Annotated in this window: 14 protein-coding genes, 1 other RNA gene and 1 pseudogene; 11 read left to right on the forward strand and 5 right to left on the reverse strand. The window is 59.7% G+C overall.

What is annotated here, in order from left to right; all coding sequences use genetic code 11:
• The 3 genes and pseudogenes from AB5Y92_RS04100 to AB5Y92_RS04110 all read right to left on the reverse strand — a co-directional run.
• A pseudogene (locus AB5Y92_RS04100) lies at positions 1-331 on the reverse strand (crotonase); the annotation flags it as partial.
• Between the two features lie 11 nt (positions 332-342).
• Complete coding sequence (locus AB5Y92_RS04105) at positions 343-1,944, reverse strand: carboxyl transferase domain-containing protein (RefSeq protein ID WP_368225658.1); 1,602 nt, start codon at positions 1,942-1,944, stop codon at positions 343-345.
• Positions 1,941-3,083: an isovaleryl-CoA dehydrogenase gene (locus AB5Y92_RS04110; protein WP_368225660.1), complete on the reverse strand. Its 1,143-nt coding sequence runs from the start codon at positions 3,081-3,083 to the stop codon at positions 1,941-1,943. The genes AB5Y92_RS04105 and AB5Y92_RS04110 overlap by 4 nt, the downstream gene beginning before the upstream one ends.
• 320 nt (positions 3,084-3,403) lie before the next feature.
• On the opposite strand from AB5Y92_RS04110, the gene AB5Y92_RS04115 reads away from it, so the two are divergent.
• The 8 genes from AB5Y92_RS04115 (at position 3,404) to ffs (ending at position 11,307) form a co-directional block, all read left to right on the forward strand.
• Positions 3,404-4,561, forward strand: a complete 1,158-nt coding sequence (locus tag AB5Y92_RS04115; RefSeq protein ID WP_368225661.1) for an acyl-CoA dehydrogenase family protein — start codon at positions 3,404-3,406, stop codon at positions 4,559-4,561.
• 140 nt (positions 4,562-4,701) lie between these two features.
• On the forward strand, positions 4,702-5,484 hold the full coding sequence (locus AB5Y92_RS04120; RefSeq protein WP_368225663.1) for an enoyl-CoA hydratase: 783 nt from the start codon (positions 4,702-4,704) through the stop codon (positions 5,482-5,484).
• Between the two features lie 18 nt (positions 5,485-5,502).
• Positions 5,503-6,615, forward strand: a complete 1,113-nt coding sequence (locus AB5Y92_RS04125) for an enoyl-CoA hydratase/isomerase family protein (RefSeq protein WP_368225665.1) — start codon at positions 5,503-5,505, stop codon at positions 6,613-6,615.
• A 51-nt stretch (positions 6,616-6,666) separates the two neighbouring features.
• The gene (gene mmsB, locus AB5Y92_RS04130; RefSeq protein ID WP_368225667.1) at positions 6,667-7,587 is read left to right on the forward strand and encodes a 3-hydroxyisobutyrate dehydrogenase; all 921 of its coding nucleotides are present in this window, start codon (positions 6,667-6,669) and stop codon (positions 7,585-7,587) included.
• Between the two features lie 52 nt (positions 7,588-7,639).
• The gene (locus tag AB5Y92_RS04135) at positions 7,640-8,419 is read left to right on the forward strand and encodes an SDR family oxidoreductase (RefSeq protein WP_368225668.1); all 780 of its coding nucleotides are present in this window, start codon (positions 7,640-7,642) and stop codon (positions 8,417-8,419) included.
• A 358-nt stretch (positions 8,420-8,777) separates the two neighbouring features.
• Positions 8,778-10,214, forward strand: a complete 1,437-nt coding sequence (gene arcD / locus AB5Y92_RS04140) for an arginine-ornithine antiporter (protein WP_368225670.1) — start codon at positions 8,778-8,780, stop codon at positions 10,212-10,214.
• Positions 10,215-10,319: 105 nt separating this feature from the next.
• Positions 10,320-11,108, forward strand: a complete 789-nt coding sequence (locus AB5Y92_RS04145; protein ID WP_368225672.1) for a sulfite exporter TauE/SafE family protein — start codon at positions 10,320-10,322, stop codon at positions 11,106-11,108.
• Between the two features lie 102 nt (positions 11,109-11,210).
• Positions 11,211-11,307: signal recognition particle sRNA small type (ffs, locus tag AB5Y92_RS04150), an RNA gene on the forward strand.
• Positions 11,308-11,624: 317 nt separating this feature from the next.
• Here the strand turns inward: ffs and AB5Y92_RS04155 are convergent.
• Positions 11,625-13,451: an ATP-binding protein gene (locus AB5Y92_RS04155; protein WP_368225674.1), complete on the reverse strand. Its 1,827-nt coding sequence runs from the start codon at positions 13,449-13,451 to the stop codon at positions 11,625-11,627.
• An 8-nt stretch (positions 13,452-13,459) separates the two neighbouring features.
• On the reverse strand, positions 13,460-13,951 hold the full coding sequence (locus tag AB5Y92_RS04160; protein ID WP_005351410.1) for a molybdopterin-dependent oxidoreductase: 492 nt from the start codon (positions 13,949-13,951) through the stop codon (positions 13,460-13,462).
• Between the two features lie 338 nt (positions 13,952-14,289).
• On the opposite strand from AB5Y92_RS04160, the gene AB5Y92_RS04165 reads away from it, so the two are divergent.
• From AB5Y92_RS04165 to AB5Y92_RS04175, 3 genes are all read left to right on the forward strand, one after another.
• Positions 14,290-14,640, forward strand: a complete 351-nt coding sequence (locus tag AB5Y92_RS04165) for an STAS domain-containing protein (protein ID WP_005333409.1) — start codon at positions 14,290-14,292, stop codon at positions 14,638-14,640.
• Positions 14,637-15,053 (forward strand): hypothetical protein, encoded by a 417-nt coding sequence (locus AB5Y92_RS04170; RefSeq protein ID WP_368225676.1) that lies wholly within the window; start codon positions 14,637-14,639, stop codon positions 15,051-15,053. Before AB5Y92_RS04165 ends, AB5Y92_RS04170 begins: the two co-directional genes overlap by 4 nt.
• A gap of 18 nt (positions 15,054-15,071) precedes the next feature.
• Positions 15,072-16,429: SLBB domain-containing protein (locus tag AB5Y92_RS04175; protein WP_368225677.1), on the forward strand; the 1,358-nt coding region annotated here is incomplete at its 3' end.

Below are 16,429 nucleotides of genomic sequence, written 5' to 3' on the forward strand. Positions count from 1 at the left end.
GCATCAGCCTGGCCAGTACCCGGGCGTCTTCGCGATTGTGCTCGAAATCGGTGTGGGCCAGATTACGCATCCAGTTGAGGTCGGCGCCCGCGCAAAAGTGTTTGCCTTCGGCACGTAGCAGCAGGGCGTGAGGGCGTTCGGCGAGATCATGACCATGGAGATGGGCCAGATCATCGAGGCAGTCGAGCAGCCCCAGCATCAGGTCGGCATCAAAGGCGTTGTGGCGGGCCGGGCGCGACAGCACCAGCTCGGCCAGCGGGCCGTGCCGCTCCAGCCGAAACGGGCCCTGTGTTGAAGAGCCAAGTGCTGAGGAAGTAAGTGGATCTGACATCGTTTTGCTCCTTACATCCGGAAGATACCGTACTGCTCGGGTTCAATGTGGGCACCCTGACAGGCGGCGAGCGCCAGCGCCAGCAGGGTGCGGCTCTGGGCCGGGTCAATGACGCCATCATCCCACAGGCGGGCGCTGGCGTAGTAGGGGTGACCCTGGCGCTCATACTGTTCGATCACCGGGGCACGGATGGCGGCCGCTTCCTGCTCGCTCAAATCTTTGCCCTCGGCAGCCAGCTTGTCCCGACGCACCTGCACCAGCACCCCGGCAGCTTGCTCGCCCCCCATGACAGAGATGCGGCTGTTGGGCCAGCTAAAGAGAAAATCGGGCTCATAAGCGCGGCCGCACATGCCGTAGTTGCCGGCACCAAAGCTGCCGCCGACGATCAGGGTGATCTTGGGCACCCGGCTGCAGGCCACTGCGGTGACCAGCTTGGCGCCGTGCTTGGCGATCCCCTCTTTTTCTGCGCTACTCCCCACCATAAAGCCGGTGATGTTCTGCAAAAAGAGCAGCGGGATGGCACGCCGGTTACAGAGTTGGATAAAGTGGGCCCCCTTCTGGGCACTGTCGCTGTGCAGCACGCCGTTGTTGGCGAGGATGCCCACTTCCATGCCGCAAATACGGGCAAAGCCGGTCACCAGTGTGGTGCCGAACAGCGCCTTGAATTCGTCAAAATCAGAGCCATCCACCAGTCGTGCAATCAGTTCGCGGGCGTCGTAAGGGCGTTTGAGACTGGTGCCCACCAGACCGTAGAGTTCCTCGATCGGGTAGCAGGGGGGTTCGTAGCCGGGGCTGCTCTCTACCGGATTGCTGCCCAAATGAGTCACCAGCGTACGGGCGATGGCCAGCGCGTGGGCATCGTCACGGGCCATATGATCCGCCACCCCTGATTGGGCGCAGTGTACCTCGGCGCCGCCCAGGGCCTCGGCGCTGATCTCCTCGCCGGTGGCAGCCTTGACCAGCGGCGGACCCGCCAGAAAGATGGTGGCCTGCTCCCTGACCATGATCGACTCGTCCGCCATGGCGGGCACGTAGGCGCCCCCGGCGGTGCAGAGCCCCATCACCACTGCCAGTTGAGGGATGTTTTGGGCCGACATGCGGGCCTGGTTGTAGAAGATGCGGCCAAAGTGATCCCGGTCGGGGAACACCTCGTCCTGCATCGGCAAGAAGGCGCCTCCGGAATCCACCAGATAGAGGCAGGGGAGACGCAGCCGCTCAGCGATGGTCTGGGCACGCAGGTGTTTTTTCACGGTGAGCGGGTAGTAGGTACCACCCTTCACGGTGGCGTCGTTCACCACCAGCATGCAGAGCCTGCCCGAGACCCGGCCGATGCCGGTGATGATACCGGCGGCGGGTACCGGCTCGTCATAGACCTGCCAGCCAGCCAGCGCCGACAGTTCGAGAAACGGGGAGCCCGGGTCCAGCAGCTGATTGATGCGCTCGCGGGGCAGCAGCTTGCCACGGGCCTGATGGCGGGCGTTGTTGGCCGCGCCGCCCCCTAGCGCGATCTCGGCAATGCGGGCATGGAGATCGTCGACCAGCCCCTGCATTGCAGCCCGATTGGCCGCATATTCCGGGCTCGCCGTATCGAGACGGGAGTGGAGCCTGCTCATGCGTTATCCCCCATCAGCTCGCGGCCGATGAGCCAGCGGCGGATCTCCGAGGTGCCGGCGCCGATCTCGTAGAGTTTGGCGTCCCGCAGCAGGCGGCCAGTGGGGTATTCGTTGATGTAACCGTTGCCGCCGAGCAACTGGATGGCATCGAGCGCCATCTGGGTGGCGTTTTCGGCGGCAAACAGGATGGCTGCGGCGCAATCTTTACGGCTGGTGCGGCCCTGATCGCAGGCGCTCGCCACCGAGTAGACCAGCGCCCGGCTGCTGGCGAGGCGGGTATACATGTCGGCCAGCTTGCCCTGCACCAGCTGGAACTCGCCGATGGCTTGACCGAACTGCTTGCGCTCACGCACATAGGGCAGCACCACGTCCATGCAGGACTGCATGATGCCAAGGGGGCCCGCAGCCAGCACCACCCGCTCGTAATCGAGCCCGCTCATCAGCACCTTGACCCCGCCGTGCAGGGTGCCCAGCAGGTTCTCCTGCGGCACCCGGCAGTTGTCGAACACCAGCTCGCAGGTGCTGGAGCCGCGCATGCCGAGCTTGTCGAGCTTCTGGGCGGTGGAGAAACCGGGAGTGTCGGCTTCAACGATAAAGGCGGAAATCCCTTTGGGGCCCGCACTGGTATCTGTCTTGGCATAGATGACGAAGGTGTCGGCATCGGGACCGTTGGTGATCCACATCTTGTTGCCGTTCAGCACGAAGTGATCGCCCTCGCGCTCCGCGGTGAGGCGCATGCTGACCACATCGGAGCCTGCGCCCGGCTCGCTCATGGCCAGCGCCCCCACATGCTCGCCACTCACCAGCGGTGGCAGGTAGCGCGCTTTCTGTTCCGCCGTGCCGTGGCGGTGGATCTGATTGATGCAGAGATTGGAGTGGGCGCCGTAGGAGAGGCCGACCGAGGCGCTGGCGCGGCTTACCTGTTCCATCACCAGCACGTGGGCCAGATAGCCGAGGTTCACCCCGTCATACTCCTCCGCCACCGTGATGCCGTGCAGCCCCAGCTCACCCATCCGGGGCCAGAGGTCACGGGGAAAGGCGTTGCTCTGATCGATCTCGTTGGCGCGCGGGGCGATCACTTTCTGGCAGAAGGCCGCAACCTGTTCGGTCAGGGCATTCAGGGTCTCATCCATCTGCATCCATGCTCTCCTTGCGGATATGACAGTCGGGTAGGAAGGTTGGTTCGACCGGCTGACTCGGCGTTACGGCTGGCAGTGGTCGGTCCATTTTTGTACTTCACTTCTGTCATAAGTTTACGTTAGCGTAAACGTAAATCAATTGTTAATCTGTTGTGTGTCGATAAAGCGGTGGTAGTGAAAGAGTCATCAGCTATCACGACAACAGCGCCATAGTGGCAGAGCCGACTGACGCAGCGTGTGGGCGCCGCGTCATAAAGCACTAACTCAGGAAAGTAAGCGCGGGAAAATAAGCGTGGGGCAACAAGGGAGCGAACGACAAGATGGATTTTACCCTGACCGATGATCAACAGGCGTATGTGGAGGCGGCCGCCGCCTTTGCCGATGAGGCGCTCAAACCCCATGCCGCGCGCTGGGACAAGGAGCATGAGTTTCCGATCCCGACCATCAAGCAGGCGGCCGAGCTCGGTTTTTGCGGTCTCTATACCCCGGAGCAGTTTGGCGGATTGGGGCTACCTCGCCTCGATGCGAGCCTCATCTTCGAGCGCCTCGCCATGGGGTGTACCTCGACCACTGCGTATTTGACCATTCACAACATGGTGAGCTGGATGCTGGGCAGCTGGCTGCCCACCGAGGTTGCCAAGGAGTGGGTGCCCAAACTGGCCAGCGGCGAATTGCTGGGCTCCTATTGCCTCACCGAGCCGGGGGCGGGTTCCGATGCTGCGGCACTCAAGACCCGGGCGGTGCGCGAGGGTGACAGCTATCTCATCGAGGGGACCAAGGTCTTTATCTCGGGAGCAGGCAGCAGCGATGTGCTGGTGGTGATGGCGCGCACCGGTGGTGAAGGTGCGAAGGGGATCTCAGCCTTTATGGTACCGGCTAATGCCCCCGGCGTGAGCTATGGCAAGGCAGAAGAGAAGATGGGCTGGAACAGCCAGCCGACCCGGGAGGTTGTCTTTAATGGGGTTCGAATTCCTGCCTGCTATCGGTTGGGCGAAGAGGGGGAAGGATTCAAGTTCGCCATGCAGGCCCTCGATGGTGGGCGCATCAATATTGCCACCTGTTCGGTGGGCACCGCCCAGCAGGCGCTGGACGATGCGCTGGCCTATGTGCAGCAGCGCCAGCAATTTGGTCACCCGATCAGCGAATTCCAGAGCGTGCAGTTTCGCCTGGCCGATATGGCGACCGAGCTGGCTGCCGCCCGTTTGCTGGTACGTCAGGCCGCCGACAAGCTGGATCGCGGGGCACCGGACAAGAGTGCCTGGTGCGCCATGGCCAAACGGTTTGCCACCGATGTGGGTTATCGAGTCTGCGATGAGGCTCTGCAACTCTTTGGCGGCTATGGTTATATCCGCGAGTATCCGCTCGAGCGCTATCTGCGCGATACCCGGGTACACCGCATTCTGGAGGGCACCAACGAGGTGATGCGACTCATCATCGCGCGCCGCCTGCTGGCCGATCCCGGTTTGTCGCTGGGCTAACCGGTGGTCGCATCAAGGGGGTGTCTACTACCACCCGATTTGCATCATGCCATGCCGGTTTCGGCTTTGTGAGCCAGCCACAGGTTGGTGTCATTCAAGCCTGTCATCATGGCGGCAGCTTCATCGACAAGGACAATGTTATGACAAGGATCAGACTCGAATATCATGGCCACGTGGCCTATATCACCCTCGACCATCCCCCTGCCAACACCTGGACCCTCGCCAGCCTGCAGGCCTTTTTGCAGATGATGGTGGAGCTCGACAGCCGCCCCGATGTGGTGGCGCTGGTGATCCGTGGTGCGGGCGACAAATTTTTCTGCGCCGGTGCCGACCTCAATATGTTTGTCGAGGGGGATCTCGAGCGGGCTCGTCAGGTGGTCGATGCCTTTGGCAAGGCCTTCGAGGCGCTGGCCCGTTTCCATGGCGTCAGTATCGCCGCCATCAATGGTTATGCCATGGGCGGTGGCCTGGAAGTGGCGCTGGCCTGTGATATCCGTATCGCCGAGCAGCAGGCGTTGCTGGGACTGCCGGAAGCTTCGGTGGGCTTGCTTCCCTGTGCCGGTGGCACCCAGCGTCTGACCGAGCTGGTGGGGCCGGGCTGGGCCAAGCGGATGATCCTCTGCGGCGAGAAGGTGAGTGCCTCGCTGGCCTACGAGATGGGGCTGGTGGAGGAGGTGGTGAAAACCGGTCAGGCGTGGGAGGCGGCGCACCAGATGGCCCATCTAGTAGAGCGCCAGAGCCCGAGCGCCCTGCGCGCCTGCAAAACCCTGATCAATCAGGGCCGCAGTGGCCCGCGGGATGCCGCCTTGCCCCTTGAGCGAGCGCTGTTTCTCGATCTCTTTAGCGATGCCAATCAGTGTGAAGGGGTGGCCGCCTTCCTGGAGAAACGCTTACCGCGCTGGCAATATGGCCCAACAGAATAAATCCATACGGAGCCGTTTATGAGTGAGCCGGTCAAGGTTAGCTGTTATCCCACCGAAGATGGCCATCAGATCGGGGTGTTGACCCTCGACAGCCCTGCGTCTCTCAACGCATTGAGCCTGCCGATGATCCAGATCCTGCAACAGACGTTGACCCGTTGGGAGCAGGATCCCGCCATCGTCTGTGTACTGCTGCTGGGGATGGGTGAGAAGGCATTTTGTGCCGGTGGCGATATCCGCTCCTTCTATTACCGCAAACAGGAGGCAAGCGGATCGGAACTGTTCGAATATGCCCGCGACTTTTTCGAGCAGGAGTACCGGCTCGACCACCACATCCACTCTTACCGCAAGCCCCTGATCTGCGTGGCGGACGGTATCTGCATGGGGGGCGGTATTGGCCTGTTTGCCGGTGCCGATTTTCGGGTGGTGACCGAAAAGAGCCTGTTCGCCATGCCGGAGGTGACCATCGGCCTCTACCCCGACGTGGGGGCGAGCTGGTTTTTAAGCCGGATGCCGGGGCGGCTGGGGCTCTGGCTCGGTCTGACAGGTGCCCGCTTCAACGGGAGTGATGCCATCGGTCTTGGGCTGGCGGATCACGCCATCGCCAGTGGCGAGCGCAGTGCGCTGTTGTTACGCCTCGCCGTGCTCGACTGGACTGGCAGTGGTGATCCCCGTGAGCAGATCGATCTGTTGCTCAGGGGATCGCACCGTGAGGTGGCGGCCCGCTTGCCTGCGCCTGTGCTGCTGCCACATCAACAGAGGATCGATGCCTTGCTGGCGGGGCGCACGTTGCAAAGGGTATTGGCGCGGTTGTTCGAAGCTCAGTTCGATGAACAGGAGACGGTACTCCAGCAGGCGCAGCAGCTCTGCCGCACCGGCAGCCCCATCAGCCGCGCCATTTTGTGGCGTCAATATTGGCAGGCTCGCCGCAACTCACTGGCAGAGGTATTTGCCGAGGAGCTGACCCTCTCGGTCAACTGCGTGCTGAAGGGGGATTTTGTGGAAGGGGTGCGGGCACTGCTGATCGACAAGGATAAAGATCCCCGCTGGCAACAGTTGCCACCGGAGGGGGAGTGGCTGAATGAGTTCTATCGCTGGCCGCAGGGGCGCAATCCGTTGGCCTGCAAGGAATAACATCTTGGCAACCGGCGGAAGCCGCCATCAGCAACGCAAGGAGCAAGCGGGATGACAAGGATAGGGTTTATCGGGCTCGGCAACATGGGGGGGCCCATGGCGGCCAATCTGGCCAGGGCCGGGCATACGGTGCAGGTGTTTGATCTGGTTGCCCAAAACATTGAGCGCGCTATCGCCGCTGGCTGCATAGCCGCGGGGGATGCCCGTGAGGCGGTGACCGGCTGCGAGGTGGTGATCAGCATGCTACCTGCGGGGGAGCATGTGCGCGCCCTTTGGTTGGGCGAGAGCGCCGGTGAGCGGGGCGGGCAGGATCTGCTGGCAGCCCTGCCGGTTGGTGCACTGGTGATCGACTGCTCCACTATCGATGTCGACTCTGCCCGTCAGGTCGGGGAGGCGGCCCGCGCACGTGGTTTGCGCTTTATCGATGCCCCTGTCTCCGGTGGTGTCGCCGGTGCGGCCGCCGGGACGCTCACCTTTATCGTTGGCGGCGACGCGGCCGATTTCGAGGCGGCGAAACCTCTGCTCGCCTGCATGGGGCAGAACCTGTTTCACGCCGGGGCGCTGGGCGCCGGGCAGATCGCCAAGATGTGCAACAACATGCTGCTTGCGATCCATATGGCGGGCACTGCCGAGGCGCTGGCCCTCGGGGTGAAGGAGGGGCTGGATCCCGCCGTGCTCTCCACCATCATGGGCAAGAGCTCCGGCAACAACTGGAGTCTGGAGCGCTACAACCCCTGGCCCGGGGTGATGGAGAATGTCCCTGCCGCCCGCAACTATCAGGGGGGCTTTATGACCCGGCTGATGGTGAAAGATTTGGGGCTGGCCATGGCGCTGGCCGAGCATGGCCACAGCGCTGTGCCGATGGGGGCGCTGGCCCGCAACCTGTTCAACCAGCATGCCGCTCAGGGGCAGGGGAGCCGCGATTTCTCCAGCATCGTCGAACTCTATCTGGATAAACAGGATCCCGCCTGACGGGCCACCTCTCTTCAAGGCATCTCCCTTCGACCAGCTACAAGGAGCATTGATGGATATCAAAGATAAGGTCATCGTGATTACCGGTGCCGGACGTGGCTTGGGACGGGCCATTGCGCGGACCTTGGGAGCACAGGGGGCGACGCTGGCGCTGCTCGACATCAATCGCGCCGATCTGGAGGCGACCGCAGCCCTGGTGCGCAGTCAGAATGATCAGTGCGATCAAGATAGCCAGTGCGAGCTGTTTGTCTGCAATGTGGCGAGCGAAGCCGAGGTTGAGTCGGTTTTTGCTGGCATCAAGGAGCGTTTTGGGGGGCTGCACGGTCTTATCAACTGCGCCGGCATTTTACGCGATGGCATGCTGATCAAGGTGAAAGAGGGTGAGCTGGTGGAGAAGATGACGCTGGCCCAGTGGCAGAGCGTGATTGACGTCAACCTCACAGGTACCTTCCTCTGCGGTCGCGAGGGGGCGGCGCTGATGGCGCAAGGGGGGCAGGGGGGCGTTATCATCAATATCTCCTCCATCGCCCGCGCCGGCAATATTGGCCAGAGCAACTATGCCGCCAGCAAGGCGGGGGTCGCCTCGCTGGTGGTGACCTGGGCGCGGGAGCTGGCGCGCCATGGCATTCGGGTGATGGGGATTGCCCCCGGGGTATTTGCCACCGACATGACGGCGGCGATGAAGCCGGAGGCGATGGCGCGGATGCAGCAGGCCATTCCGGTCGGCACCCTTGGCGAGGCGCAACAGCTGGCCGAGACGGTGAGCTTTATTTTTGCCAACGACTATCTGTCGGGAAGGATGATAGAACTGGATGGCGGTTTGCGTTTATAGGGATTTACATAATGGGCCCCGGTGTTTCCACCGGGGCTTTTTTATGCAGATTATTTATACAGAGAGCGCCTGAATGGCAATGCATAGGAACCATGCGAGTCAGGCTGTGTTGGCAGAAAAATGAGAAATATCAATGGGTCTTGGTTAATTTGAGCCAGCTCACAGGCCATATGGGTCAGTGCTGTAAAATTGCGCGCGGTCAAGGCGGTGCATGATTGACGGGACGAGGGATTGCGGTCGGAATAGTCATGCAATATAGTTGCCGCCTTTTTCACGGGGTCAGGATTCCCAGCCCCTCCCATATTGCGCGCAGTATGAATACGGACGCTCTGCCGCCGCCTAAATAAACAGGATTGAAATGGACAAGAAACTAGGGCTGGGCGCCCTCATTTCGCTGGTGATCGGCTCCATGGTCGGCGCCGGGGTCTTCAGTCTGCCACAAAACATTGCTGCGCATGCCAGTGCCGGGGCGGTCGCCCTGGGTTGGGCCATCACCGGTCTGGGCATGATCTGTCTCGCGCTGGTCTATCAGAACCTCTCCATGCGCCGCCCCGATCTCGATGGCGGTATCTTCAGCTATGCCAAGGCCGGTTTCGGCGATTTCATCGGTTTCAACGCCGCCTGGGGTTACTGGCTCTGCCAACTGCTGGCCAACGTCTCCTACGCCATCGTAGTGTTTAGCGCCCTGAGCTACTTCTTCGATACGCCTGACAACGTCATCTTCGGTGACGGCAATACGCCGGTGGCCATCACGCTGGCCTCCATCCTGATCTGGTCGGTGCATGCGCTGGTGCTGCGCGGGGTACAGGTTGCTGCACTGGTGAATATCGTCACTACCATCGCCAAGATGGTGCCGCTCATCGTCTTCTGTGTTGCGATCCTGCTGGCCTTCAACATGGATACCTTCACTCTGGATATCTGGGGCCAGAACAACATAGAGCTGGGCTCCGTGATGGATCAGGTCAAGTCCACCATGAAGGTGACCCTCTGGGTCTTTATCGGGATTGAAGGGGCGGTGGTGGTCTCTGCCCGTGCCCGTCATCGCAAGGATGTGGGCCGTGCCACCGTGCTGGCGCTGCTCGGCGCCTTGACACTCTATGTGATGGTGACCCTCTTCTCGCTGGGTGTCATGAGCCAGCCGCAACTGGCGGCGCTCAAAAATCCTTCGACCGCCATGATCCTCGAAGCCGTGGTCGGCCCCTGGGGCGCCTGGCTTATCAACATCGGTCTGGTGGTGTCGGTGATGGGGGCTCTGCTCAGCTGGACCGTGCTGGCCGCTGAAGTGCCCTACATCGCGGGCAAGACCGGCGTGTTCCCGGGCTGGTTTGCCAAGGAGAACAAGAACGGCTCGCCGCAGGTGTCGCTCTGGTGCTCCACCTGTCTGGTGCAGATCTTCCTGATCATCATCTACTTCCAGAGCAGCACCTATCTGGCGCTGGTCAACATCGCTACCTCGGCGGCGCTGGTGCCTTACGTCTTTTCGGGCGCTTATGGCCTGAAGCTGGCATTGAAAGGGGAGACCTATCAGGGTCAACCTCATCAGCGCAAGCGTGACCTGCTGCTGGCCCTGGTGGCGACGGTTTACGGCTGCTGGCTGGTCTACGCTGCCGGTGTGGAGTACCTGTTGCTGGTGGCGCTGCTCTACAGCCCGGGCATCTTCATCTACTGGAAGGCGCGTCAGCATCACGGTCTGCGCGGCCTTAACCGATTGGAGCAGGGGATGACGGCGGCCCTGCTCGGCTGCGCCGTGCTGGCCTTCTACAAGGTGATGGACGGTACCATTCCACTGCACTAACCGGCACAATGAAGAGATGGCCCTCGCGCCATCTCTTTTTTTTCATGCAGATATCCACTGTTGCCCGGCCGTGTTGGCCAGTTTTTGTTTAACACAGGAATTTTTATGCTGTTTATGGGTTACCTCCTGCTGGGCGCCTTTGCCGGTATGCTGGCGGGACTGTTCGGGATTGGCGGTGGTCTTATCATTGTCCCCGTGCTGGTCATGACCTTTCGCGCTCAGGGTATTGACCCTGAAATAATTACCCATCTGGCCCTCGGCACTTCCCTTCCCACCATGATCTTTACCGGATTCAGCTCGCTTAGAGCGCACCAGGAAGCGGGCGCCGTCGACTGGGTGATGATCCGCAGATTGGGGGCTGGTATGTTGGTTGGTGCCTGGCTCGGTGGTATGACGGCCAATCTGCTCAGTGCCAGTACCCTCAATATCATCATCGGATGCTTCGCCTGGACTATGGCGCTGCAGATGGGGCTCAACCTTAAACCCAAAGCGGAACGCCATATGCCGGGTCCGCTCGGCACAGGCATCGCCGGTACCATCATTGGCTGGATGTCAGCCCTGTTTGGTATTGGCGGTGGCTCGCTGACCGTCCCTTATCTGAGCTGGAACTCGGTGCCAATGCGCAATGCGGTAGCGGCCTCTGCAGCCTGCAGCATGCCCATCGCGCTGGCGGGGAGCCTCAGCTACCTCTATGCGGGTTGGGATCATGCCGATCTGCCCGAGTGGAGTGTGGGCTACATCTATCTGCCCGCCCTGCTGGGCATTGTGCTGACCAGTACCCAGTTCGCGCGCATTGGCGCCAAGCTGGCACACCGATTGTCACCAAGACGCCTCAAGCAGGCATTTGCTCTGCTGATGCTGCTGGTGGGGGCGAAATTTATGCTGTTTAGCTGATTCATTCGGCAGATTGTTGAAAAATAAGGCAAACGATCTGTTGGAGGGTAGAAAGCCGTTGCATTGAACGCCCAGTTTGCCTATTCTCCTCGCCGGTGGTCCTATTGGTCCTCTCGCATTGATAACCCGTCGACCTGGTCAGGACCGGAAGGTAGCAGCCAAGGCGGGGGACTCGAGTGCCGGGATGTGGCTGGTAGGGCCACCACTTGTTTCTGAAATTCAATAAGTTAGCTTCCTAAAGCCCTTGGTCATCCACTTTGTGTGGACGACGAGGAGCTCATCGATGAATCTCTGGCTCAGTCCCCACGGCATCTGGTATTACTGGAAAGTCACCACGCTCCCCTGTGGTCGTCGTAAAGAGATCAAAAAATCCCTGCATACCCGAGACAAGCTGACGGCCCGTGCAGCTGTTGCGAAGCGGCTTTCCTGTGTGCATTCCAGACCCAAGCCCATTCAGTTGCCTGCAGAGGTCAATATTGCCCCACATGAGCAATCAGTAGCCCGGAATCCAAGGTTTTACTGTTTGGTGACACGCATGGCTGCGTTGTATTTGAGCCGCCCATGGGAAATATGTCTGTTTATCTCGCTCAGTAGCGTCTCTTTATTGATGGGCTTGGTGATATACCCGTTCATGCCATGGGAAAGATAGTATTGCTTGGATTCCGGCATCGCATCCGCCGTCAGGGCGATGATGGGGATATCTGCCCAAGGCATCTGGGAGGTGCGGATCCGGGTGGTGGCCACCAGGCCATCCATCACTGGCATCTGGACATCCATCAACACCAGATCAAATTCGGTGTGACCCAGTTTCTCCAGCGCCTCTTCTCCCTGAACGGCCAGTGTGACCTGATGGCCCACGGAGTCGAGCATGGCGCCGATCACCTTGCGGTTGGTGGCATTGTCATCAACCAGCAAGATGCGATAGCTCTCCTGATCCAGCGGCTTGGACGGCAGGCAAACAATCGAGGGGGTCGTGGCTCTGGCGGGCCAGATGTAGGTAAAAGTACTGCCATGTCCCTCGCTGCTCTCTACCGAGATATCGCCGCCCATCAGGCGTGCGAGGTTACGGGATATTTCAAGACCCAGGCCCGATCCGCCATATTGGCGGGTGATCGAGACATCCGCCTGGGCGAAACGTTGAAACAGGTTCTTTAGCTGACTTTTGCTCATGCCGATCCCGGTGTCTTGGATCGAGATGCGTATCGAGTGGCGATCCTGCTCCAACAGGGTGCTATCAACATGGATCTTTACTTCCCCCTGATGGGTGAACTTGATGGCATTGCTCACTAGGTTGAAGAGGATCTGGCGCACCCTCAGCGGGTCGATCATCAACCACTCCGGCGTATCGGGGGCAACAGCCAGGGTCAGCTTGATCCCTTTCGCATCGCAGTTGCTCTGCATCAGGGCCCGGATATCCTCCAGCAGCTGGGGCAAGTGATGGGGGGCCATTTGCAGCTCGATCTTGCCCTCTTCCAGCTTGGATACATCCAGAATGTCGTTGAGCAGACCGAGCAGATGGTTTGCCGATTCGCGCGCCGTTTCCAGATAGTCTCGCTCCCTCGGATCCATATCCCGGTCGGCCAGCAGTGAGAGCATGCCGAGAATGCCATTCATGGGGGTGCGAATTTCATGGCTCATGTTGGCCAAAAAGCTGCTTTTGGCCCTTGTGCCTGCCTCTGCCGCCTGATTTGCCCGCAGCAGTTTGTCATTGAGCTGCTGCATCAGTTTGTGTTGCAGAAACGAGATATTCATTTGCCGCCAGATCAGCAGGGCGAGCACAAAGAGCAGCGCAAATTGCAGGGTTGCGATGAGTGTCGTCGTGATTATCTGCTCCCTCACGCTGTCGCGACGCGCCACATCAAACAGGGTCGCCTGCTGGTTCACCTCCAGGGTCAGCTGATGGAGCAGGGGGAGTAGGGAGGCAAGCTGTTGGCGCAGCTCCTGATGGGCAAGATTGTCGAGCGGCTTGGTGGCTTCCGGGCCGAGCCAGATATCTGCCAGAGAGATGTAGGATCGAATGGCTTTGCTTGCCTGCTGGTAGATCTCTGTTTGCTGAAGCAGGCTGCGATCCTTGCTCTCCAACACCAGATCCATGCGGCTGACCAGAATATCGTATCTGAGCTGGAAGGTCGGTTGCGACTCATGGAGCAGCGAGCTTTGAAAACGCAGCGCTTCGTTATAGAGCTGGAAATAGTTCCACATCACGTTGTCTTCGCCCTGGCTGGTACTGCGCTGCAGATCCTGAAATTGCCGGTACTGGATGGTACCAATACCGGCAAAGGCAAGGAGCAGCACACAAAGCACCACAAACAAGAAACGTTGACTGGCCGCCATGGAACGCATGATGGGATTTACTCCACTTTTATCGCGCTGATCTGCCAGATAGCCCGACCGTAATAGAGCTTGTTTTGCAGTTCGGGATATTGATCGAACGGATAGACAAGGAACAGCGGCCCTTTGTCACGCACCGACAGTGGCTTGCCATTGATCGTGCGGGCGAGGATGACCCGATACTGCTCGGCATCGCTTGTCGGCACCTGTACCGAGTAGTCATTGAGCGCGGTAATGGTGAGCTGTTTGCCGGTTGCCCCGACCTTGGCCAATACATCTTGCAGCAGCGGGCCGCGAAAGGTCTTGGCTTCGTCATACCATGGGGTATGGGTTTTGATTTCGTGTACCGGCAGTTGATCCAGCATGGCGCTGTCCCACAGGGCCAGAGCCTGATGAGTGGGGCTGCTGATGGCGCCTTCAACCTTCAACACGGCGCTGTCAGGGGAGGGGGCTGCGTATGCGGTGCCGCAAAGGGCTGCCAACAGTGGTGCGATGTAAAGGCCTGCTTTCATGATCTCTCCTTCCTGGAAAATGGCGGCATGGGGGCCGAGCCAACGGTGGCTTGTGAAGTGTGTCCAAAGGTAAGCAATAATCGGGCCCGGTCTAATGGGCTTGAATTATCAGTCATTTAGCCTGTTATCGGGCGATCTCGGCCAAGGTGAATTGCAGTTTGCAACGTGCGGGGGAGGTTAATTGCAATTTGGCAATCAAAACGAGGAGTGGGTGTCGGTGAATAAGGCGCAAAGAGTATCATTTGGAGAACAAGTGCCGTGGCACTGCCCGGCATAACATTTGCAGCGTGCTGAATGCCGTGACAGCAAATAGTCTGAGAATCGACAAGGAGCTAGCGATGGAAAGCATGACTTACACCCTTAATGATATCCAGGTAGTGGTACTGGAAAACGAGTTTGACGCGATGGCCGTCAGTGAGCTCCGCCCGTTGTTTGAAACCCTCTCGACCCACCCGGGAGATATCTTGGCCGATATCAGCGATGTTCATTTTATCGACTCGTCGGGGATCGGGGCCTTGGTATTTCTCTATAAAAGATTGATTATGAATGGGCATCAGATGGCCCTTGTCTGTGGACCCGGTCAACCCCATGACCTGCTGGAGATGTTGCATATCGACCGGGTGATCCCCTGCCATGAGAGCATCAAGGCCTATATGCGTTCCCGTGGCATGATGGCCGCTGCATCATGAAACGGGTTGGTATCCTGCTCTCGTCCATTCTGCTGTCGGGTTGCGCGCAGTGGCCGCCGGAGGGATATGGCGGCATGGCCGAGGCAAGACCCACCCGTATTCCGGTCAATGAGGATGAACGGCGGGTCTGGTCTCGTTATGATGAGCGTCAGAAGGAACTCGACTTGCAGCTGACGGAATTAAAGCAAGCGAGTCTGCAGGGGTGTATGCCTGCCGAGTTGAAACGACTACAATCTCAACGTATTGATATCGAACGGGATATGCACGGACGGCTCTGGTCGGATGTAGCCTGGCGTCAGACCGCGCTGGCACAATCACTACAACAAGTACGTTTGCGGCTGCAACAGACAACAGCGGATGGCTGTCGTGCTGATTGGTCAGGGCTCCCCTTACGCCAATGGGGGCAGACGTAACAGACGAAAAGGATGTCTATGAAACGGGGCGCTCTCGAAGGATTGATCTGTGTTCTCTTGCTGTTGTTCACCTGCCCGTTACTGGCCTCCACCTTGTTGGCTCCCGGTGATCGGTTGGCCATAGTGCAACCCGGTGAGCCTGCTTTTGATCAGCCTTTCCAGATCAACAAGCAGGGGGAGATTGCACTGCCTGAAGTTGGCAACGTCGTGGTGGGGGGGAAGACCCTGCAACAGGCGGATGAGCTGATCCGCACCGCCCTCAAACCTGTTTACAACAACCTCTCTCAATTGACCGTCACCTTGCTGGAGAAGCGGCTGCTGATCAGCGTGATGGGCTATGTCAAAAAACCCGGCAGTTATGATCTGGCGCCCGATGGCAACGTGCAGATGGCCCTCGATGCCGCTGGCGGTCTGGTGCCCGGTGCCCAGCTCAACAATATGCAGGTGCGGCGTGGCAGCACGGTCTCGAGCTTCGACTACAAGCGTTATCTCGATACCGGCGATGCCAGCGTGTTGCCGCCATTGCAATCCCTTGATGTGGTGTTCGTGCCAGCATCCCCTTTGATCGGCAACGTGCAGATTGATTTTGATGCGGCAACCCTGGCGGCAGGCGGGGATGGCGATACCGGCAAGGCGATCAAGGTGTTTGGCGAGGTCAACAGCCCCGGCGCCTTCAGTTTCAAGAGCGGCAACTCCATCGTGGATCTGCTGATGCGAGCCGGTGGGGTGACCCGCTTTGCCGGGGTGGAGCGGATCCGGGTGATCAATGGTGATGCCCCCGAGCTGTTCGATCTCAAAGCCTATCTCGACTCCGGTAACAACAAGCTGCTGCCCAATCTGGCGCCGGGCGCCACCATCTTCGTGCCCAAGGATGAAGAGCAGATAAAACGGGGAGCGCGCACCATCTACATCATGGGCGAGGTGTTCAAACCTGGCGCCTATGAGGGGCGGGAAGGGGACTCCTTCCTCGATATTCTGGCCAATGCCGGCGGCCCGACCCGCTATGCCGAGAGTCGCCAGATCCGTTTGCTCCGCACCGATGGCACGATCGAACCCATCGACTTGCAGGCCTATACCGAAGGGATGCAAAAGGCGCTTCCCCAAGTCAAACCCGGTGATGCCATTTTTGTGCCGGAAAAGACCGATATCAACGAGAAATCCTGGTTAAAAGTGGCCCCCGGACGGGCGGTGATGGTGATGGGGGCGGTGCGGATCCCGGGCCGCTATGAATGGTCTGACGAGATGTCGCTGCTGGATCTGATCGCCCACGCTGGTGGCCCCAACGAGCGGGCCGATATCGCCAAGGTGCAGATCCTGACCGCCGAAGGGGGGCAGGCCACGCCAACCCTGTTTGATCTCGACAAGTTTCTCCATCA

Source organism: Aeromonas sp. R1-1 (assembly GCF_040908495.1).
Lineage (GTDB): Bacteria > Pseudomonadota > Gammaproteobacteria > Enterobacterales > Aeromonadaceae > Aeromonas > Aeromonas veronii.

Bases quoted from the DNA above. Each gene is read 5' to 3' on its own strand.
- mmsB (WP_368225667.1), top strand. From the start codon at position 6,667: ATGACAAGGATAGGGTTTATCGGGCTCGGCAACATGGGGGGGCCCATG.
- AB5Y92_RS04160 (WP_005351410.1), bottom strand. From the start codon at position 13,951: ATGAAAGCAGGCCTTTACATCGCACCACTGTTGGCAGCCCTTTGCGGC.
- AB5Y92_RS04125 (WP_368225665.1), top strand. From the start codon at position 5,503: ATGAGTGAGCCGGTCAAGGTTAGCTGTTATCCCACCGAAGATGGCCAT.
- AB5Y92_RS04105 (WP_368225658.1), bottom strand. From the start codon at position 1,944: ATGAGCAGGCTCCACTCCCGTCTCGATACGGCGAGCCCGGAATATGCG.
- AB5Y92_RS04155 (WP_368225674.1), bottom strand. From the start codon at position 13,451: ATGCGTTCCATGGCGGCCAGTCAACGTTTCTTGTTTGTGGTGCTTTGT.
- AB5Y92_RS04115 (WP_368225661.1), top strand. From the start codon at position 3,404: ATGGATTTTACCCTGACCGATGATCAACAGGCGTATGTGGAGGCGGCC.
- AB5Y92_RS04170 (WP_368225676.1), top strand. From the start codon at position 14,637: ATGAAACGGGTTGGTATCCTGCTCTCGTCCATTCTGCTGTCGGGTTGC.
- AB5Y92_RS04165 (WP_005333409.1), top strand. From the start codon at position 14,290: ATGGAAAGCATGACTTACACCCTTAATGATATCCAGGTAGTGGTACTG.
- arcD (WP_368225670.1), top strand. From the start codon at position 8,778: ATGGACAAGAAACTAGGGCTGGGCGCCCTCATTTCGCTGGTGATCGGC.
- AB5Y92_RS04135 (WP_368225668.1), top strand. From the start codon at position 7,640: ATGGATATCAAAGATAAGGTCATCGTGATTACCGGTGCCGGACGTGGC.
- AB5Y92_RS04145 (WP_368225672.1), top strand. From the start codon at position 10,320: ATGCTGTTTATGGGTTACCTCCTGCTGGGCGCCTTTGCCGGTATGCTG.
- AB5Y92_RS04120 (WP_368225663.1), top strand. From the start codon at position 4,702: ATGACAAGGATCAGACTCGAATATCATGGCCACGTGGCCTATATCACC.
- AB5Y92_RS04110 (WP_368225660.1), bottom strand. From the start codon at position 3,083: ATGCAGATGGATGAGACCCTGAATGCCCTGACCGAACAGGTTGCGGCC.